17 protein-coding genes are annotated in these 20,894 nt (G+C 55.9%); 1 reads left to right on the forward strand and 16 read right to left on the reverse strand.

Annotation, left to right across the window (positions count from 1 at the left end):
- Positions 1-171: 171 nt before the first annotated feature.
- The 10 genes from HMPREF2779_RS03025 to msrA form a co-directional block, all read right to left on the reverse strand.
- Positions 172-1,038, reverse strand: a complete 867-nt coding sequence (locus HMPREF2779_RS03025; RefSeq protein WP_105360795.1) for a DUF6318 family protein — start codon at positions 1,036-1,038, stop codon at positions 172-174.
- Positions 1,039-1,211: 173 nt separating this feature from the next.
- Positions 1,212-1,916: a DUF6318 family protein gene (locus HMPREF2779_RS03030; protein ID WP_105360796.1), complete on the reverse strand. Its 705-nt coding sequence runs from the start codon at positions 1,914-1,916 to the stop codon at positions 1,212-1,214.
- Between the two features lie 255 nt (positions 1,917-2,171).
- Positions 2,172-2,762: a DUF6318 family protein gene (locus HMPREF2779_RS03035; protein ID WP_233992232.1), complete on the reverse strand. Its 591-nt coding sequence runs from the start codon at positions 2,760-2,762 to the stop codon at positions 2,172-2,174.
- A gap of 327 nt (positions 2,763-3,089) precedes the next feature.
- Entirely contained in the window at positions 3,090-3,854 is a 765-nt protein-coding gene (locus HMPREF2779_RS03040; RefSeq protein ID WP_105360797.1) for a DUF6318 family protein, read from the reverse strand.
- A gap of 248 nt (positions 3,855-4,102) precedes the next feature.
- A complete protein-coding gene (locus tag HMPREF2779_RS09285) occupies positions 4,103-4,237 on the reverse strand; it encodes a DUF6318 family protein (protein WP_369825408.1) in 135 nt (44 codons plus the stop codon).
- A complete protein-coding gene (locus HMPREF2779_RS09125; RefSeq protein WP_255402006.1) occupies positions 4,222-4,614 on the reverse strand; it encodes a DUF6318 family protein in 393 nt (130 codons plus the stop codon). Before HMPREF2779_RS09125 ends, HMPREF2779_RS09285 begins: the two co-directional genes overlap by 16 nt.
- A complete protein-coding gene (locus HMPREF2779_RS09130; protein WP_233992234.1) occupies positions 4,611-4,880 on the reverse strand; it encodes a hypothetical protein in 270 nt (89 codons plus the stop codon). The genes HMPREF2779_RS09125 and HMPREF2779_RS09130 overlap by 4 nt, the downstream gene beginning before the upstream one ends.
- Before the next feature lie 305 nt (positions 4,881-5,185).
- The gene (locus HMPREF2779_RS03050; RefSeq protein ID WP_105360798.1) at positions 5,186-5,992 is read right to left on the reverse strand and encodes a DUF6318 family protein; all 807 of its coding nucleotides are present in this window, start codon (positions 5,990-5,992) and stop codon (positions 5,186-5,188) included.
- 141 nt (positions 5,993-6,133) lie between these two features.
- Entirely contained in the window at positions 6,134-6,955 is an 822-nt protein-coding gene (locus tag HMPREF2779_RS03055) for a DUF6318 family protein (protein WP_105360799.1), read from the reverse strand.
- A gap of 143 nt (positions 6,956-7,098) precedes the next feature.
- On the reverse strand, positions 7,099-7,620 hold the full coding sequence (msrA, locus tag HMPREF2779_RS03060; protein WP_105360800.1) for a peptide-methionine (S)-S-oxide reductase MsrA: 522 nt from the start codon (positions 7,618-7,620) through the stop codon (positions 7,099-7,101).
- A gap of 129 nt (positions 7,621-7,749) precedes the next feature.
- Here msrA and HMPREF2779_RS03065 point away from each other — a divergent pair, with 129 nt between their 5' ends.
- Positions 7,750-8,694 carry a Nif3-like dinuclear metal center hexameric protein gene (locus HMPREF2779_RS03065; RefSeq protein WP_049327075.1) on the forward strand — a complete coding sequence of 315 codons (945 nt, stop codon included), beginning with the start codon at positions 7,750-7,752 and terminating at the stop codon, positions 8,692-8,694.
- Positions 8,695-8,872: 178 nt separating this feature from the next.
- Here HMPREF2779_RS03065 and HMPREF2779_RS03070 read toward each other — a convergent pair whose 3' ends face one another.
- The 6 genes from HMPREF2779_RS03070 to HMPREF2779_RS03095 all read right to left on the reverse strand — a co-directional run bounded on the left by HMPREF2779_RS03070 (position 8,873) and on the right by HMPREF2779_RS03095 (position 20,599).
- Entirely contained in the window at positions 8,873-10,444 is a 1,572-nt protein-coding gene (locus tag HMPREF2779_RS03070) for a gluconolactonase (RefSeq protein WP_105360801.1), read from the reverse strand.
- 296 nt (positions 10,445-10,740) lie between these two features.
- Positions 10,741-12,333 carry an S-layer homology domain-containing protein gene (locus HMPREF2779_RS03075; protein WP_105360802.1) on the reverse strand — a complete coding sequence of 531 codons (1,593 nt, stop codon included), beginning with the start codon at positions 12,331-12,333 and terminating at the stop codon, positions 10,741-10,743.
- Between the two features lie 301 nt (positions 12,334-12,634).
- Positions 12,635-14,599, reverse strand: a complete 1,965-nt coding sequence (locus HMPREF2779_RS03080) for a gluconolactonase (protein WP_105360803.1) — start codon at positions 14,597-14,599, stop codon at positions 12,635-12,637.
- 344 nt (positions 14,600-14,943) lie between these two features.
- Positions 14,944-15,825 (reverse strand): S-layer homology domain-containing protein, encoded by an 882-nt coding sequence (locus tag HMPREF2779_RS03085; RefSeq protein ID WP_105360804.1) that lies wholly within the window; start codon positions 15,823-15,825, stop codon positions 14,944-14,946.
- A 432-nt stretch (positions 15,826-16,257) separates the two neighbouring features.
- Complete coding sequence (locus tag HMPREF2779_RS03090; protein WP_105360805.1) at positions 16,258-18,093, reverse strand: S-layer homology domain-containing protein; 1,836 nt, start codon at positions 18,091-18,093, stop codon at positions 16,258-16,260.
- Positions 18,094-18,511: 418 nt separating this feature from the next.
- On the reverse strand, positions 18,512-20,599 hold the full coding sequence (locus HMPREF2779_RS03095; RefSeq protein WP_233992235.1) for an S-layer homology domain-containing protein: 2,088 nt from the start codon (positions 20,597-20,599) through the stop codon (positions 18,512-18,514).
- Positions 20,600-20,894 lie beyond the last annotated feature (295 nt).

The raw sequence follows: 20,894 nt of genomic DNA on the forward strand, positions 1-20,894 counted from the left end.
CAGGCTTTTTTGTTTATATCTGTATCTGTCGGCTGATCTTTTAGGTTCTATGGTGCCGCCGTGAGCCTCTCAAAGAATAAAGGCGAAAAGCCACATGTGTTTCGAAAAGCAACCATAATGGTGGCTTCTCGAAACACATGTGGCTTCTCAGCGGTATAGGGGACGCGGAATCTACTGTGCCGACGCCTCAGCAGAAGCAGTAGTAGCCTCCGCCGAACCTGCAGCAGTCGCCTCCGCAGACGCAGTACCCTCAGCGGAAGCGCTCGGGCTCAGCGACGGAACCGGCGAAGCAGACGCAGTACCCGGAGCACGACGCACCATACGCCAAGTGCCGTCCTGATAGTGCGCCACAATCTGACCAGCCACCGGCTTACCCGGGTACTTGAACACCTCGGTCAGCGACTGCACACGATCATTAGTCTTGCTGTACACGCCAGCACCCTCAGCACCATCAATCACCATCTCGGTTGCCCAAGTGTAGTAGCCGGTGCGGGTGTCCTTGGTCGGGCGGTCAGCAGTCAGCGACAGAATCATCGGACGCTCCGAGCCGATCACCCAGCCGCTCTCCGAAGCGTACATGCTCTGGAAGAACTCAGCCACAGTCGAGTAGTCGCCGGTGTGGTCAATGTTCGTGAAGCGGGTACCGTCGCCGGTCAGCAGTAGGTAGTTCAGGGTAGCCTGCCAGTACGCGATGAACGCGTGCAGACCTTCAACACTGTTCTCGCGCAGCTTCGCCGGCTCAACCGGGATCGCAACGTTTACAGCCTTGTGCTCCTTGGTGCCGGGCTCAAAAGTGCCGGTGGAGGAGTAGTCGGCAAGAACGACCTCACCCTTCAGGCTGGGGCCGGGCTCAACGGTGGTGGTTGCTTCCGCGGTGGGGGAGACGGATGCGGTAGCGCTTGCGGTCGAAGACTCGGTAGCGGACGCGCTCGCGGTCGCAGAAGATTCGGAGGACTTCGAGGAACATGCGGCAAGAAGTGCGGCGGTGCCCAGGCCCAGTGCGGTCAGGGCAGTGCGGCGGGTGTATATGGTAGACATGGGGCTCTTTCTGAGGTGAATAAAGTATGTGCAGGTATTGAACTAATTCCAGAATATCGCAGGGGAACGGTCAGCCCAATGTTGTGTGCGCCTCCAACGCCGTAAAAGCGGCGGTAGATGATGAAAAACACGGGACCCAGAGATTCTCGCACGACTACGATATGGCCGGGGTTCTAAACGGAGGCACCGGAGCTGCTCGCGCTTGAGCTGGGTGAGCTCGTTGTAAGTTTGGCTGGTTCATTCCTGACCGTCCATGCACCGTCTTGATACTCCAAGATAAAGAAGAACTCATAGTCACCGGGGCCGCTACTCAATGAGGCCATGGTGAGTTCCCTGCCATCTGTGTAGTGAATCTTTGCTTCCTTGTTATATCGGCCAACACCCAGCCAGCGGTACTGTTGTTCGTCAACCTTCTGCGGGGCGTCCTCGGTCAGCTCTGCTGAGAACGGCGCATCAGTACCGTACACCCAGCCAGTGTTCTTCTCATAAAATTCGACGAAGGGTTCGGCCTTGTAGATATCGTTTCGGTTTATATCCACAGCCTTAAAGGGCTCAATGTCGCCGGTAATCATAAGGTAATTGAAAGAAGCCAACCAGAAGCTTATGGCGGCGTACATGCCCTCCGTCGTTTCGGCTTTCATCTCTGCAGGGGGGACAGGCTTGGGTGGATTCTCCGCCTTCTTCGAGCTGGTTGCAGGAATGTAGGTTCCTTGTGATTCGTAGTTGTTAAACTTCAGATCACCCTTGTAAACGCGCTGAGCATCAAGTATGCTCGGGTCGCTGAGCGGGCGAATATCGCTGGCGCAGGCAGTCAAGGAGGCGAGCGCGGCGGTGGCGGCGATGCCAAAGGCGGAGCGTCGGGTCACGAAGGTGGACATAAGGTACCCTTCAATAGATTATCGGTGTATCTATTTCAGGGTACCTTAGTGTATTTGGTTATGTTTATGATTTCTTCGTTGTTAAACCTTGGAAAATGCTATAAAAGCTACGTTAGCTAACGAAAAGTGCCGTTTACCAGGGGAAAGTGTCACCATCTTCTTGTGCTGCCGCTTTCCTGCGCTGGCATTTTGCCACGTTGCAGCTGTTCTGCGCAGATATTTTCCTATGCTGGTATCTTGCCGTGCTACTGCGTTCTAAACGTTGAGGCCAGAACCGCTTCCGCCCGAGGACCCAGGGGAAGTTGTCGAGGAACTCTTCGTCTCAACGGTGACCATCCACGCATCGTCTCGGTATTTCAACACAAAAGTGACCTCATCGTTGCTAGAGTCACCGCTCGTCTCAGCCAGACGAATGTTCCTGTCCTCGGGCACGTAATGGAGAACAGTATCCTTATGACTACGGGCAATACCCTTCCAGCGGTACTGCTCATCGTTACCTTTCTGCGGGGTCTCCTCGGTCAGATCAACCACGAGCGGCGTCTCGGTGCCGTACATCCACCCCTCATTCTTCTTATACAACTCTACGTATGCTTCCATCTTCCGCACGTAGATGACGTCCATGTCCACGGCCTTGAGCGGCGTGTCGTCGCCTGTAACCGTCAGATAATTCAGGGACGCGACCCAGTAGCCTATAGCTGCGTACATGCCCGAGGTCGTCTTCGATTTCATGTTCTCGGGAGGAACGGGCATAGGCGGGTTCTCCGCCTTCTTCGTGGAGCTTGCGGGGCGGTACGTTCCGGTGGACTTGTAGCTATTGAACTTTAGCTCGCCCTTGTAGGGGTGCATCGGATCAACTACGCTCGGGATCCTCCAGCGGGCGGATATCGCTGGCGCAGGCGGTCAAAGAGGCGAGCGCGGCAGCGGCAACAACGCCCAGGGCGGTGCGTCGGGTAACGAAGGTAGGCATGGGAACCCCTCAATAGTTTGTTCGTGTGCTTTTAAGCGTACCTGAGCAGGTTTGTTGACACGCTCAAAGCCTGCATCTGCTCGTCTGCGGGAATAGTTCAACACGACCGTACGTAGGCCATGCTAACAAAAAGGGGAAGCCCCCGCACGCAGCCTCAACTGCATTCGAGAGCTTCCCTCATCACTATAAATGACTAGGAACGCGGGTTAGGCACTAGCGCTACTCGCCTCTGAAGAGGGGGAATCAGCTTCTTCATCACTGAGTAAGAACCAGACGCCATCCTTATAGTCAAACGGAAAATTGGTTGCCTCGCTCTTGGTCGATCCATCAACCAGAGGAACAGGGTCATGACCCTCAACGCGAGCCTTTGCATTGGGATCATAGATAATGCGTCCGAGCCAATCGTAACGGTTGGGACCGCCCTCAACTTTTTTGGGAGCATCAGTCAGCAGCTGAATGGTAACCGGCGCATCCGTGTCATACACCCAGCCCTTACCGGAAGAGTAGATAAGAACAGCATTGGCGTGATCGTTCGCATAGCGGCCTTCAGGGTCAGCCTTCTTGAGCGGCTCGAAATCGCCCGTCATGAACATGTAGTTGAAGCTTGCCACCCAGTAGCAGAGGAACTCGTACATGCCCTCAATGGTTGCCTCATTCATCTTCTCCGGAACAACAGGCTTCGGCACGTTCTGCGCCTTCTTCTCAGCCGTGGCAGGAACGTATTCGCCGTTCTTCTCGTACTTGTCGAGCTTCACCGTGCCCTTGTACGACTTCTTAGCAGACTCAGTCGCTGAAGCAGATGCTGAGGCGGATGCGTTCGCAGGTTCAGAAGCGCTGGCACTCGCCGAAGCCTCACCGGAGGCGGAGCTATCAGCCAGCGGGCGAATATCGCTAGCGCAAGCAGTCAGTGCCGCAAGAACACCGGTCGCACCAACCCCCAGGAGAGTACGTCGAGTGAAGAAGGTAGTCATCGGAAGCCCTTCGTTGGAGCCAATACAGAGCAAATCATGCCACACACCGCGGCAGACATACGCACCCCGTACAGGCCTATCAGTACGTCAATGTATATATTTTTAAGGTTACCCGAGAGCCACCAAATAGCCCCGCGACCACCTCGAATGTTCAGAAAATTAAGACCCCACACCCAGCGTTTTACCAGACGTGGGGTCTTAGGGTACGAGAAGTCACGAGGAGAGTTGAACCCTATGCAAGGCGGCAACTACGCGGCGCTAGACAGCTCCCACTTGCCGTCCTTGTACTCCAGGCGGAACCTCGCCACCTTCTTCTTTGACTCTTCAGCGCTTGTCGCCTTCTCAGGCTGATTCCTATAATGCCGCATCATCTTGGGGTCCATATGGGCGAGGCCCCCCCCCAAATGAAGGCAGTGTTATTGCTGCCGGGCACCTCTCGAGGAGCATTAGTCAGCAGCTCAACAATATACGGAGTTTCCGTACCATACACCCAACCAGCACCCGAGACATACAGCTTGATTGTGCTCTGATGCTTCTCCCAGCCGTAGCCCTTGTAGTAAACCATCTCAATGGGCTCCGGGTCACCCGTGAGCATCAAATAGTTCAAGCTCGCCAGCCAGAAGCTCAAGAAAGCATACGCACCATCAACACTGTGATCCTTCATATTCGCAGGCGGAACAGGCTTCGGCATATTCTCAGCCGGATTCGTAGCGCTCGCCGGAACGTACTCACCCTTCTTCTCATAGCTATCGAACTTCATCGCACCCTTATAGGACTTACCGACGACGGAAGACCTGAAGCAGCAGAAGCACTCGCAGACGCTGCATCAGACGCAGAAGGAGACGCCGAAGTGCTCGCAGACGCCGAGGCGGAAGCAGATTCGGAGGTGGTCGCCGCCTCCGACGGAGAAGCCGATCCGGTGCTGCCAGCCAGCGAACGGATATCGCTAGCGCACGCAGTCAGCGCAGAAAGCGCACCAGCACCAGCAACACCCAGAGCGGTACGTCGAGTGAAGAAGGTAGTCATCGGAAGTCCTTCGTCGGATCCTTCACCTCCAAAGCCGTCAGCACGAAGCTCACAACCTGCAGGTAAAGACCGCATGTAGTACGTCAATGTATATACGTTAAGCGTACCTGAGGCACCCTCCGCCGACCCCGGCCATCCATTGGGTTTTCGCCTGAGTATTCCCTGTATTTCCATAGAATTCCGGCAGAATTTCAGCAAAATTTCGGCACAGTTCCGACATAAAGAAACCCCGGCCACGGTGCATTACCGTGGGCGGGGGAGAATCCTATCTCAATCCGTTAGGCCTTACCCAATAAGGTAGGGGCCTAGACAGAAGAAGAGCTAGAAGAAGAATCGGAAGCAGCCGAAGAAGAGCCTTCCTTGCCGGTAAGCATAAACCACTTACCGTCCTTGTACTCCACAATAGCCTTCATCAGCTTGCCGTTCGGGCTCTCCGCCGTTTTAAAAGGCTGGTCAGACTTACCCTCAAGGTGAATCTTCGCATCAGGGCTGTAGTTCATGTAAGCCGGCCAGTAGTACAGGATGCTGCTACCGGAAGGCTTCTGCGGTGCACTACTAATCAGCTCAATAGTAATCGGGGTATCCGAACCGTACAGCCAGCCCAGATCATTCTCGTACATCACCGCGTAATCCTGCAGCATGTCAACGTACACATCCGCAGGGTCGGCCTTCTTCATCGGCTCAGTATCACCGGTCAGCACTGCATAGTTGAAGCTTGCCAGCCAGTAGCCAATGAACGCATACAAGCCATCAACATTCTGCTCGTTCATCTTCGCCGGAACGAGAGGCTTAGGTACGTTCTGAGCCTTATGAGTAGCGGTTGCCGGAACGTACTCGCCGTTCTTCTCGAAGTTATCGAACTTCACGAGGCCCTTATAATGCTTGCCGGAAGAAGCAGAAGGCGAAGCGCTAGCCGAGGCACTGGGTGAGGTACTAGCTGAAGCGCTCGCGGATGCATTAGCAGAACCGGAAGTAGAGTTAGACGCCGAGCCATCAGCCAGTGGGCGAATATCGCTAGCACACGCAGTCAACGCAGCCAGCACACCGGCACCGGTAGCACCCAGTGCCACGCGGCGGGACATACCAACAGAACTGGGGGAAGGGCTCGTCATAATCAGCCTTTCATAGGAAGTCAACAAAGGAAATGGAGCGAGTTGACAACCCCATCATACCCTAAAGTGTGCAAATAGGTATCAAACATTTCTACTTGTATACTTTTGCGAAGAAAAACTTCAAAAGCTGCAATTAGTGCACTAGGACGCTGAGGGGTTCGCAGACTCCGTGCTCTTATCAGCATCCCTATCTTTCTGAGTGCTCATAAACCAAGCACCCTCCTTATACTCCACAACGATCCTCATCGTCTGGCCCTGAGAATCTTCTGCCCTAGCCAGCGACTTATCGCGGTTATCACCCTCCGTCAGATGCCTCTTCGCATTCTGATCAACCAGAGAACGAGCACGCCAGAAATAACGAATACGGTCGCCCTCAACCTGCGTGGGAGTATCCGTCAACAGATACACGGACATCGGCTCACTCGTGTCATAAATCCAGCCGCGCCCCGTCTCATAGAGCTTAACCATCGGCTCAAGCTCCTTATAGTATTCGCTACTCGGGTCTGTCTTCTTTAACGGCTCAATATCACCCGTCAACGCCAAATAATTAAAGCTAGAAATCCAATAGCCAATCAGCGCATAAATACCGTCAATGCTCAGCTCCTGCACCTTCTCCGGCATAATCGGTTTGGGTACGTTCTGCGCCTTCTTCTCGGCAGTGGCAGGAACGTACTCGCCGTTCTTCTCAAAGTTATCGAACGTGACCTTACCCTTATACGACGTATTCGCAGACGGCAACGCCGGAGAAGCAGACGGGCTCGCACTCGCCGATTCAGATTCAGCAATATCAACTGGCGTATGCACCGTACGCGCACACGCAGACAACACGGCGGCAAGACCAACACCGCCCACACTTAACACGGCGCGGCGGCTCAAAGCGACGGGCTTAGAAGAAGAGATAGTAATCAGCAGTCTTTCGGTGAGGTCAACGGACAAGGGGGAGTGAGTCGACACCCCCATCATACCGGGCGTACCTTATAGCAACCCTAAAGCACAGGCGAACAACAAATAGCCGGGCGCATGAAGACACCCCATAGCTGCCACACAACAAAAGACAGCTACAGGGTGAACAACGTAATACGCCTCGACTGAACCGGAAGCACCGGCTAACGGAGCAGATGCGCAAAATTACGGCGCGCCTGAGCCACCTTCGGGCTCACCACAAACGCACAATAACCCTGCACCGGATTCAACGCGTAATAATTCTGATGATACTCCTCAGCCTCATAGAACACGCCCAGGGGCTTAACTTCCGTGACAATGGGGGAGGGGTACAGCTGCTGAGCACGCGCCACCGCACGCTCAAATGCCTCACGCTGCTGCTCATCCGCGTAGAAAAGCACCGAACGGTACTGCGAACCGGTATCCGCCCCCTGACGATCCCAGCTGGTCGGATCGTGGCTCGTAAAGAAAATATCCAGCACCGTATCCAGGTCAATGACCTGCGGGTCAAAGCTGAGCTTCAGCGCCTCCTGATGCCCGGTCGCACCCGAACACACCGAACGATAATCGGGGTCGGGAGTATCGCCGCCCGTGTAGCCGCAGACGCTCGCCTCAACCCCGTGGAACTGGCGGTACACCGCATCCAGGCACCAGAAACAGCCGCCAGCAAGTACAACATCAGTCATGATTCCTCCTTGAACTATAAAACCACACTACCTGAAGAACACCGCAGGGCCGCACAATATTCCTGTGCTACCGAGGGCTTTGGCGTAAACCGCCACCTGCCCTGTCGCGCCACCTGCCACAATAGAGGTATGACTGAAAAACTAGAAACCCCCACCCTCGCAGAAGTCGTCGATGCCTTCCACACACTCTTCCCGCCGCAACTCGCCGCCGGATGGGATGCCTCCGGCCTCGTCGCCGGACGTGGCGCCGCTAAAGTGAGCACCGTCCTCTTCGCAGTAGACGCCCTCACCGCCACCGCTGAAGAAGCCGTAGCCGAAGGCGCGCAGCTACTCATCACCCACCACCCGTTACTGCTACGCGGCGCAAAGTTCATCCCCGACAGCGACTACAAGGGCAATGTACTGCACACCCTTATCGAAGGCGGATGCGGCCTGCTCGGCGCGCACACCAACGCCGATGCCGCCGTTGAAGGCGTGAACGAAGCACTCTGCGACGCTATCGGCCTGATTGACCGCGAACCGCTCACCGAAGCACAAACCCAGGTACTCGACGAACAGGAACACTCGGTAGGCACCGGCCGCCTCGGCACCCTGCCCGAAGAAATCACCCTCAAGGAGCTCGCAGAACGCCTCGCAGCGGCACTGCCCGCAACCGCCGGTGGCCTGCGCATCGCCGGACGCGCCGACCAGCCGATCCGCCGCGTCGCCCTCTGCGGTGGTGCCGGTGACTCCCTCTTCGACGCTGTGCGCGCCACTGACGCGCAGGTGTACATTACCGCCGACCTGCGCCACCACCCCGCCAGCGAATTCCGCGAAACCGCACGAGTTGACGGTAGCAACATCGCCCTGATTGATTGCTCCCACGCCGCCAGCGAATCCCTCTGGCTACAGTCGGCGGCAAACCGCCTGCGCGCCCTGCTCGCTGAGCGCGGCTTCACCATCGAAACGAAGCTGTCCGCACTGAACACCGACCCGTGGGACTTCACCGTCTCCACCGGCGTGGCAACCGGTCATGACGCGCACTCGGCAAGCACCGAACCCACTGCCGCATGGACCAGCCTGACTGAAAAGTAAACGCTGAAAGTAGCCGCTGAATAGCTACCAAGAAGCAGGCTTCAAAAATCTAGGCACAGTAAAGCCCGGCCTGCACGAACCCGACAGGAACCTTTCCCAAGGATCCTCAAGGGAACGTGCAGACCGGGCATTACTTCTGAGGGGTATTATCTCGCAAGCACGGGCGGTCTAAACGACCTTACTTAGCGCGAGCCTGGAACGCCTCAATCAGAGTCTCTAGCTCACCCTGAGTCACCATGTGCTGAGCATCGAAAGCGCCGCTAGCGTTCAGCACCACCTTGTTCTGCTGAGCCCACAGAATCTCACGGTAGAACGCCGAACCGGGAGCAACATCGCTGTAGGGGGAGTCGCCCTTAACCGCGGGCGAACCCGCCGCGCGGTAGGTGAAAGCCGCAACGGTTGCGTTCGAAATGCCGGCATCCGCGTGGAACTTACCGTCCGACCAGCCGAAGGTAATACCCTTCTGACGAGCCCACACGTAAGCAGGGAAGTTCGGGTCGTCAGTCTTCACATCCGGCCAGGGGGAAGTCTCAGGCAGCTTCACCTCGGGGGTTCCCGCCTGAATGTACAGGGCAGCTGCAAGCTCACCGCGAGTTGCGGGAGTCTTCAGCTTCTCATCGGAAGGAGCAGGCTTCTGGTCGTCGTCCTTCTTAGGATCCTGCGCGTTGGGCAGGTTTGCATCCCTGTAACCGTTCGTACCATTCAGATCCAGGTCCTGCCATGCGAGCAGGGTACCGCGGCCCTCGGTGGACTTGCCCACAACCGGTGCGAGCAGCTCGCCGCTCTCGCTGTAACCGTCATTAGCCCAGACCTCAATCACGTACTTCTTCGAAGCATCCAGGGTGTTTGCCGGAACATTCACTTTACCGTACAGGTTGCCGTCACGGTACGCCGAGTACATGGTGGGGTGGTTAAACTCGATAATGTCGCTGGCTGCCAGAACCGGGGTGTTCGAGCCCTTCTCACGAACCACGAACTGAACGCCCTTAACGGAGTCGATATTGCCGTGGAAGCCGCTGCCGCTAACATACAAAGTCTGCGCCTGCGCGGGATTACCCACAGCGTTGTATGCCAAGCTAGGATCGAACGGCTCTGCCCTCTTACCCAGAGTATTCAGGACCTGAGTGCGTACCACGTTTTTGCTGGTCCACAGCTCCTGAGTGGTCAGCGGCTTCTGACCCTTCTGCTCAGCAACCACGTGAATCTCATAGCGGACATCGTACTTGGTGCCGCCGGTCGGATCCTGGGCGTAATCGTCATCGACGAAGTAGTAGGCGGCAAGATCGTACGCCTCAACCTTCAGGTCAGCCTCAAAAGTGCCGTCATCGGCAATGGTGAAGTCCTGACCCTCTACAAAGCGCAACATCTTCGAAGTCGGAATCTCGTAGCCGGAGGGCGCGTAGTTCGCGGGGGCAATGTACAGCGCCACGGTGCCGTGCTGAGCACGCCACTCCTTGGTGTAGCCTGCGCCCTTCACATGGACGGTACCGCCCTCAGTCGTGACGAGGAAGACGTTTACGCCATCGTAGTTGTAGCCATTGGGGAGAGACACATCCAGGGTCGGGGTAGCCGCAGCGATCTGGTTAGCTGCCTGAGGGGTAGCGGCAGCAACGGCAGCATCAGCGGCAGGGGCCGCATTCTGAGCCAGCGCCGGGGTCATCGGCAGAACCATAGCACCAGCCAACGCCAGTGCGCCGCAACCCTGAGCGGCGCGGAGGAAAGAAGACTTAGAGTTCGGAAGCGAGGACATAAGACATCCTTAAAGTTGTTTCTCGCAGGGCTCTGCGGGCTCAACGGCGGGTAGGGAATTCGCCGTTGAATCTGCACACACCCTATGCAAAAAGTGGTTGAAAGCCCCGTCGGTTGCGGGGACATCTTCACCCTATCAAACCCTCAGGCAGATGTCAGAGAACACTCAAGGTATGCTTGAAGGTTTTGAGGCATTTCACAGGTTGATCAGCCGATAAAAACCGAACCCCGTGCACCCGGTGAGAAGAAGACTCTCGGGGTGCACGGGGCATTGAGGCTAGAGCCAGCCCGGCTTACTTAATCAAGTAGCTCAGGATGAGTAACCTCGGTCAGGAAATAGTACATCATCCATGCCAGCTCAAGGCGATTCACAGTCTGCGATGTCTCAAAAGTACCGGTGTCGGGATTGATAATGCCCTGCTGGGTCGCCCACAGAATCTCGCGGTAGAACGCGGAATCCGGCTTAACATCCGGGAAGGAGGAAACACCCTGCACGGCCGGTGAACCAGCCGCGCGATAGGTCAGCGCAGCGACGGTAGCGCGTGAAATACCGGCATCCGCATGGAACTTACCATCAGACCAGCCGAAGGTAACACCCTTTTCACGAGCCCAAATATAGGCGGCGTAGTTCGGGTCGTCCGTCTTTACATCCGGCCACGGGGAGACCTCAGGAAGATCCACCTTGGGGCTGTCGTTCTTCTCATAGAGGAGGGAAACCAGCTCGCCGCGGGTAGCGGGCTGTTTCTCCTCCTCATCTGTAAGCGAATTCGAAAAGTACTCGCGTCGTACATCAGGCGTATGAGCACGCGTGAACTGCTGGACACCCTCAAACTTCAAATCCATACTGGCCAAATAGCCACCGCGGTGCTCCGGTGCATAACCCACCAGCGGGGTGATGAGAGTCTTATCCGTCTGGCTGACATAGCCGTAGTCGCTCCGCGCCTCAATAACGTACTCCTTGGAGGGATCCAGAGTGTTCGCCGGAATCTTGATGGTAACGAAAGCGAAACCTCCCTCCAGAATGTTCGAGTAGGTTTCCTCATCGTACTGGTAGTACTTCATACCGCTCATAGCCAGGACCGGGGAACCGGTACTCTTCTCACGAATGAGGTACATCATGCCCTCTGCTCCACGGAGATCCCCATGGAAGCCCACGCCCTGAATCAGCAGATCCTGATCCTTCGTGGTGTCCTTCAGAGCATCGTATTTAAACATGGGTGATAACGTACCAGGACGATAATCATTGGCGTTCAGACCCTGGTGGGCAACAACATTCTTGCGAGCCCAAATATCCTGAACGGTCGACTGCGGCTGACCCTTAGGTTCGGCAAGGATGCCAATTTCATAGCGCACCTTCTCCAGAGTCATATTCGGGGAATACTCCGTGAGGGGGTAGTAACTCTCCAAGGTGTTGGCATCGATCTTCAGGTAAGCGTCAAAGGTGCCGTCATCTTCAATGGTGAAGTCCTTACCCTCTTCAAAGCGAAGCATCGACGTGGAAGGCTCCACATTACCAGGACGGTCCTGAGTAGCAGCAATATAGATGACCACGGTGCCGTGCTGCTCACGCCACTCCTTGGTGAAACCGCTGCCCTTCACCGTCATTTCGTTGTACTCACCGGTGTACAGGGCGTCGCTCTTTTTCCTGAAGTAGTCACGACCGTCCAGGAAGTCGTATTCCCCATAATCAACGGTGAAAGACGGCTCAGCCGTAACATCTGCAGGGGTATTGGCAACCGGTGTGTTAGTCACAGGGGTGTTTGCGGCGGGTGCTGCATCCTGCGCGAGAACCGGGGTCATCGGCAGGACCATCGCGCCCGCCAGTGCCAGTGCGCTGCAGTTGCGAGCCGCGTGCAGGAATGAAGACTTAGAGTTCGGAAGTGAGGACATAAGACATCCTTAAAATCGTTTCTCCCAGGGGTTGTAGGGGACTCGCTGGCGGTTATAAAAATCGCTATCGAACCTGTTTTTCCCCAAGAGAAAGTGGTTGAGTACCCCCGTCGGTTTCGGGAGTACTCCCACCCTAGCAAAGTGTTGAACAGTTGTCAGGAAACACTCAAGGAACGCTTTAAGGTTCTGGAAAATCTCACACAGTGAGTAGCTGTTAAACGCTGAACCCCGTGCCCCCAAACAGAAAACCTGTCTAGGAACACGGGGTTATGCGTGCAGCTAGTCGATCAGCTGAGCCAGCTTATCGAGACTGGAAAGCAGTCAGAACAGTCTCCAGATGGCCGCGAGTCAGCAGCTGCTTAGGAAGGAAATAGCGACCACCGTACACAGTAGGCAAATTCTGGCTAGCCCACACAATCTCACGGTAGAACGCCGAACCGGGAGTAACATCGCTGTAGGGGGAATCTCCCCTAACCGCGGGCGAACCAGCCGCACGGTAGGTAAACGCTGCGACGGTAGCGTTCGAGATACCAGCGTCCGCGTGGAATTTGCCGTCCGACCAGCCGTAGCTGATGCCCTTCTCACGAACCCAAATGTACGCAGCGTAGTTCGGGTCGTCAGTCTTCACATCCGGCCAGGGAGAAGTCTCAGGCAGCTTCACCTCTGGTGCGCCAGCCTGAAGGTACAGAGCCACCGCCAGCTCACCGCGGGTAGCACGCTCCTTGCGCTGCTCATCGGTCAAGCTAGGCTTCTTATCCTCAACAGCGTCAGAGCCCTTAAAATTCAGGTCCTGAGAAGCCAACAGCTCACCGCGACCCTCAGGTGCCTTACCCACAACGGGGGCAAGGAACTCGCCAATCTCGCTGTAGCCGTCATTAGCCCAGACCTCCACCACGTACTTCTTCGAAGCATCCAAGGTATTAGCCGGAACCTTCACGGTGCCGTCCACTACGCCGTCCACATACTCAAAGGCACGGTCGTGGTGGTTGTACTCAATGACGTCACTGGTCGCCAGAACAGGGGTGTTCGAACCCTTCTCACGAATCACATACTGAACACCCTTGACGGAGTGAATCTCACCGTAGAAACCGGTACCCGAGAAGTAAATGTCCTGATCCGCGGTGGTGTCAGCCAGAGCCTTGTACGCCACCTTGGGAGCAAACTTCTCAGGGCGGTACGCCTGAGTCTGCACCGCAATACGCTGCACTACGTTCTTACCAGCCCACAGATCATCAAGGGTCAGCCGGGGCTGACCCTGCTGCTCAGCAACCAGGTCAACCTCGTAACGCACCTCGTAACGCGGAATGCCGGGGAAGTAGTTGCGAGGCTCATAGTAGCGCTGAAGTACGTCCGGCTCGACCGTCAGCTGAGCATCCAGGGTGCCATCCTCAGCGATGGTGAAGTCCTTACCCTCCTCAAAACGGAGCGGCGTATCATCAGCGGGCAGAAGGCTGCCATCGGGAACACCCCGAGAAGCGGCAATATAAACCGCCACGTTGCCGTGCTTCTCACGCCACTCCTTGGTGAAACCCGAACCCTTCACGTGAACGGTACCGCCCTCGAAGGTGTACAGCAGCTGAGCCTTGCCGTCGTACAGAACCTCGAACGTCGGGGTAGACTCCTGGGTAGCCTTCGCACTCGGAATATCCGCAGCCGTCGTGCCGTCAGAATCATTAAAGTTCAGCGCCTGAGAAGCGAGCAGGGTGCCACGGCCCTCGGGTATCTTGCCAATAATGGGGGCTACCAGGTCTTCGCTACCCTCCTCGTAGCCATTGTTACCCCACACCTCGACAATATACTGCTTTGCCTTATTCAGGGTGTTCGCCGGAATCTTGACGGTACCTGTCATGTAACCGCCCTGGTAAGCGAAAGCCAGCTCCTCGTGGTCATACTCAATGACGTCGCTGATAGCCAGAACCGGAGTGTTCGTACCCTTCTCGCGCACAACAATCTGAACACCCTTCGGGGAGTTAACATCACCCTTAAAACCCCAACCAGAGAAATCCAGAACCTGATCGTTATCGGTATCCTTCAGAGCGTTGTAGCTCCAGTGGGGAGCGAACTCATTAGAAGTAGCAACAGGAGGATTCTCACGGACACGATCACCCGGCAGAGCACCGGTCGCTGCAGCTGCAGGAGCATCTGCGGCAACAGTCTGGGCAAGCGCCGGAGACATCGGCAGGACCATCGCGCCAGCCAGCACCAGTGCACCGCATCCCTGCGCCGCCCGGAAGAAAGAAGACTTAGAGTTCGGAAGAGCGGACATAAACATTCCTTATCGGTTGAACCCATTGCGCTGATGCAGGTTGTAAATAGGATCTCCGTCGAATCTGCGCCAACCCAATGAGAAGTGGTTGAGTGTCCCCATCGGTTCAGGAAACACTCTCACCCTAACAAACCTTCAAGTAGAAATTGGCACGTTACTCAAGAAAAACTTGAACCTTCCGAAATATTTCACTGCGTGCATGATGCCGCGCACAGGAAACCCAAAACCCAGGCGGCCCCAACCCCCAGGCAACCCCGCGCACAGTCCTCAAAATACGAGCGGCCCCGCACTCCCAAACGGGAGTACGGGGCCGCTCGATACGCTATAACTAGGCGGTGTAAAAACTACGAAGTGCGGAAGTATAGGTACATCATCATCGCAACACGACCACGAGACGTCTGAGCCGTCGGCTCAAAAGCATTACCCTCAGACACCGTCGACACGCCACGGCGAGACGCCCACACAATCTGACGGTAGAACGGAGTCGCAGACGAAACATCGCTAAACGGGGAAGTACCCGACATCTGAATCTTCTGCGCATCATCAGCACGGTACAGCAGAGCCACAGCGGAAGCATTCGACAGGCGCGCCTCCGCATGGAACTTACCATCAACCCAACCGGACGTAATACGCTCCTGACGCGCCCACAGGTACGCATCATAGTTCGGGTCAGACTCATCAACATCCGCATACGGCGAATGCTCCGGACGGGTCACCGCCGGCGAACCCGCCAGCTTATAGAACATGGTGATCAACTCGCCACGAGTCACCGGATCCTCAGCACCAAAATGGTCCTCAGAAACCGGCTCCATCGTCTGGGTGCGAACAGCCCAACGGATACCCGCATAGTACGCAGAATCCTCGGGAGCATCAGCAAAAATAGTGTTCGCATCTGGTGCAGTCACGGACGGACGCAGAATCTTCGGGCCCTGAGTTGAAGAATTCAACACCAGGGGAGAAGCAGAAGCCGCCGAAGCAGTCGCCGGCGCAGCAGTATCCGCCGAAGAAAGACGCGCCTCCGACGAATCATAGAAAGAGAAAAGAAGAGAGAACGGCAGATACAAAACACCCGCCAGCGCCACAGCGCTAACAGCCAGCTCAATACGGCGGCGCTTACGCTTCTTAGAGGCATCCTGAGAAGAAGTATCGGGGGTGCCCTCCGGCGCAAGCAGAGGTGCAGAAGAATTATGGGCAGTATCAGTCGACTGCTTAGAATCCTGAGACATAAATCCTCAATGTGGTTGATGTATCGGTGTGTGATCGGCTCCCTCGCACAACAAACGCCCAACCGGAAACGGGCGCGCACCAAGGGGGCGCAACAGTCCTAAGCATAAACCACAGCTTGAAAAAATATTAATTTACGCTTCACGGAACATTCTTGAAAAAGGGGAATGGGGCACCCCGAAAATCCCCCAATAGCGGGTACCGCATGAGGTGCGCCCCACATGCGGTACAGCCCACATCGGCATGTTAACCGGCAAAAATACCCCGAAAAACCGCGGAACAGTAGCGGATAACAGCTCCGATAACGCCCCCTTGAGGCGCCCTACAGGAGGCACAGAAAAGCCGGGCCAGCGGGATAAAACCAATGTTTCATCACCGCCAGCCCGGCATAATCCCTAAAACCTAGAGATAACCCTAGCGAACCCTATAGAACTCTAGCGGACCTTGTAGTTCATCAAGAAACCAGCCAGCTCACCACGGCTCACCAGCGCAGTCGGGTGGTACTCAGAACCAGGGAACACCTGCAGCTTCTGCTGCTTAGCCCACGCAATCTCACGGTAGAACGCAGAACCGACCTTCACATCGGTGTACGGCGCCTCAGTCACAGCAACCGGCTTCTTACCGTCAAAACGGTACAGGAACGCCGCAACAGTAGCATTAGATATAGATGCATTCGCGTGGAAATTACCATCAGACCAGCCGAAAGTAATGCCCTTCTGACGAGCCCAAATGTACGCAGCGTAGTTCGGGTCGTCAGTCTTCACGTCCGGGTACGGGCTAGTAGCCGGCAGATCAACCTTCGGGGAACCAGCCAGATGGTACAGCGCAACAGTCAGCTCACCGCGGGTCGCATCATCATTAACGCCGAACCAATCCTTCTCACGAGAATCAATCAGCTTCTGATCGGCAGCCCACAGAACAGCCTTGTGGTTCGCGTGAGCAGCCGGAACGTCAGCGAAACGCTCACGAACCTTCTGGTTCGCAGCCTCACCAGTCAGAGTCAGGTAATCAGCCGCGATGCGCTCGCGGTCACCGTCAGCGTAGTTCACGGTTACGAAAATAGCATAGTGGCTATCAGCATCCAGCTTGGTGCCGTCAACGTTAACGGTCGTCTCAAACGCGCCGGTCGCCACACGGTCAGCGTTCAGAGTGATGCTATCCAGAGCCTCACCGGTCGGGTTGCCGTCAGCCTCAGCCTCAGAGAACAGCACGTTCACGGTAGCGCCAGCCGGAACCTTGAAGTCCTTACCCTTCACACGGATAGTGGTCGAAGAGCTCAGATCCACCGTGTCAGTACTCAGAGACACCGAAGGATAAACAGGGTTAGCGTTCTCGCCATTCACCGGAACAAATGCCTGAGTGCTCAGCGCCTGGCTGTTTGCCTCATCGTTATCTTCCGGAACGTTGAACTCGAAAGTCTGCACAACATAGGAGCTACCGGACTTCAAGGTACCCGCCGGGATATCCAGAACAGTCGAGAAACGACCGTTAGTGTAACCCATGTACTGACCAAAGAAAGCAGAGTAGGAGGTGAACTTAGCCTCCGACTGCACCAGTGCGGGGCCGGTTGCCTTACCGGTCGCCGGATCAACCGCACGAACCGCAACAATCAGCGACTCGCTACCGTTGTACGAAATGTTCTGGAAACCAGCACCATTCACGGTGACCTTAGTGTTCTCAGAAGCATTCACCGACGAAGCGTCGTACGACAGGGTCGGGGAAGAAACGGTGGAAACATCCGCGACCTTCAGCTCAGTACGAACCTCATCCGCGGGAATCCAGCCGTCTTCAGCGTCATCGCGGTAACCGAGCACAACATCGAAGGACGAGCCATTGGCCTCCAGATAGTTAGCGCCGATAGAAGCGGTCAGGTTCACGGAACCGTCAGCCGCAAATGTGGAGGCGGGAACATCCTGAACGTAGAAGGGGTAATCACGCGGGCGGTGCGGCGGGAAAGCAACGCTTTCACCCTTCGGAACAACGTACAGGCGGAACGACTTGCCCTTAACGAAGTCCTTGGAGAAACCGGAGCCGCTAACGGTCACGTTGCCGCCCTTGAGAATGTCAAAAGTGCCGGAGGTAACCTGCAGACGCTGAGCACCCTGAGCCTCGCCCTGCTCAACAGCCTGGGCTGCTACCGGAGTAGCAGCAGGAGCCGCAAACGCGGGGGAGAGAGGCAAGAGCATGGCGCCCGCCAAAGTGAGGGCGCAGCCGCTCTTGGCCATGTTTTTGGGTAGCGCAAAGCACATGTGGTTGGGAAGTGAGGACATTGTTATCCAATCAGTTTTTATCGGTGTCGCGCATCGAGTGTGGTGCACATAAACACCGTAGCAAATAGTTAAGACGTGCTGGAACCTGAAAGGTCATCAGCACGAAAAATGTCTGTGTGTTTTATCGCATGTCTTAAGGTGAAGTATAGCTTTAAAAAGTATGTGCATGACGTGGAAAATATACCTAAATAGTGTGCTGATAAGCACAAATGCTGGTCACTGTACAAAAAAGAAAGTACAAAAACCTACCGCATCCGAAAAATTTGCACCTATGCAACCTCTGCAGGTTGAAAATATTCACAATGCGGTGGGCAAGACAACATAAAAGTCACCCACAATAAAAATGGCACATAAACAGAGCCATAAAGTCGCCTACTTGACGAAAGCCAACCAGAATGGCTAACACCACGGGGAGACACTATGTGAGACGGCTGCCGCCTTGCGCCATACGGTACAGCATGACAGCCAAGTCGTAGGTGGTCGTTTGCGGCCAGGTAAAGTCCTCGCGTAGCCAATCCTCGGCGTAGCCCCAGATATGTTGCTGCACAGCCCACCGAGATTCACGCCAAAAAGCGCTACCCTCGCTTAAATCCGTAGCCCAATACTTAGTGCTCAGCTCAGAATCCTTCGACCCCGGCAAGCTGCCATTACGAGGCTGAGGCGCGGCAGTCGGCAAACTGGGGGACACCTTACCGCGCGAACGCTGATACCTGTACAAGAACGCAACGATAGAGCGAGTAGAAAGCTGTGCATCCGGGTGGAAACTACCGTCAATCCAACCGGACGTAATGCTCTGCTGACGAGCCCACACAATCGCTGCATAGTCCGGGTCGCTAGGCAGAACATCCGGATACGGGCTGGTTGCCGGAAGATCAACCTTCGGCGAACCCGCCAACATATAGAGAGCCACCGTCAGATCACGGCGCATCAACTTCTCAGAAGAATAGGACTCTGACTTGGGAAGCTGCTGAGCCTTGTACCACCTCTTCGCAGCCTCACGCTCCTCAAACGCGTTCACCACCAAACCAAGGTCAGTAGAAACAACCTGCTGCACAGAATCCGCGGAACCACCCTGACCGGGAAGAACCTTCTCCACCATCAGCTTGTAACCGCCCTGATAATTCAGCGCCTCACCGGGAATAGTGAGGGTCGCCTCCGTGTAACCGCTCTGGATACGGTCAGCCGCAATATCCTGCACCAACGCCTTCTGACCCGTCAGATTGCCAGAAACATCCGTAGCCTGCATAGAGAAACGGTAATGGCCCTCAGCGAGGTTCGGCAGATTCACGGCACGCACCTGCAACGTGTTCTTCTCCCAATAGGGGCTCACCTGCGGTGAATCAGAACGATATTGGTCCATCTGCTGCGGCTCAACGCGCAGAACCGGGGCAGCATCCTTCACCTCGGTGTTCGAGTTAGGCGAGCGCACCGGAATAAACGGGGCAACATCCGTCAAAAGGCTACCGGGGACCTTCTCCTCATCCGGATTCGGGAAGAAGCCGCTGTAGACGCCGATCATGTACGACTTGCCCGGTCGCAGAGTACCCGCAGGAATTGTCACATCCGCAGAGAAATAGTTGTTCAGAAAACTCCAGCAATAGTATTCACCGCAATCCGTATAACGAACTGCATGAGTGAAAACAGGCTTGCCCACCATCAGCCCCGTAGCGGGGTCAACCTCATACAGCATCAGATACGCCGGGGCACTCCCCGGCTCAAGAAGCTGCTTAGAGAGAATATGGTAGCCCTCAATCGTCAGCTGCGTATCAACCCAGGGGTTATCAACCGCCGGCATGCTGTACACGTAAGTAGTATGATCCGGCTCAGGGTCCTGAGTCAGGCTGAGCGGAGTGCGGGCAGTAAGGCGGGGGTCCTCATACTCCTCGGCGTTCGGCTCGCGCTCACCCGCTGGGTAGTAGGTCAGCACCACGTCAAGGGCAGGCGAAGGGGTAGCCCGGATGGTCTGCTTCTTGACCTCAAAGGTGAAGGTGAGGCTCCCGTCCGGGTTGTCGCGGACAATACCGTCATCTCGAAGATGATCAACCTTGCCGCGGTACAGAGGATATTGGGTTGCCTCGCCGGTGCGGGACCACTCGTAACCGGTACCACGGTTCACGAGGCCGAACTGGAAGAGCTTGTACTTCTTACGGAACTCGGGGGTCAACGGGGAAGTCGTCAAGGACACCGTGCCGCCCTGAGAAATATCGAGAGTGCCGGTGGTGACCTTCAAATCAATCTTGTCAGCATCGCTGACGCCAGTGGCTGCGGCATCGGGGGTGGCAGCTACGGGGGTTGCCTGCAACGATGCGGCAGGGGAGTTAGGGCCTACCTGAACAGGGGCCGCTTGAGCAGTCTGTGCGGGTTTCACCGGTGCCGCATCAGCATGCACAACAGGGGTGACCGCCAGCGCCGGGGTCATGCCCAGCCATAGGGAGAGGCTGATTGCCTTCTTGCCCTGAGTCTTTAGAGCGCGGGCATTTTGGGTAGGGGCTTTTAGGGCGGGCACCTTAGCACCCTGAGTTGTGGTTGGTCGGAAGAAGGAAGACACGGTTATCCCATCTAATGTTCTGCACTGTGCTTTTTACACGGTGGTTTTCTGCACAGTGGTTTTCTGCGAGGTGATTGAAGTGAGTGAGGGAAAACGTTGAGTGGAAGAGGGGTGCACAGTGCGTCTTAGCGAAAGTGCTGGCGGGCTGAAAAGCCGGGCGAATCAGCCCGAAAATTTCAGCCCGCCATCACCGATTGTAAAGCAACACAGCATCAGGCTGCGTGGCCGCGGAAGGCGACTCTCAAATAACTAC

Origin of the sequence: Rothia sp. HMSC069C03 (assembly GCF_001811075.1) — a bacterium.
In the GTDB taxonomy this organism is placed as follows: domain Bacteria; phylum Actinomycetota; class Actinomycetes; order Actinomycetales; family Micrococcaceae; genus Rothia; species Rothia mucilaginosa.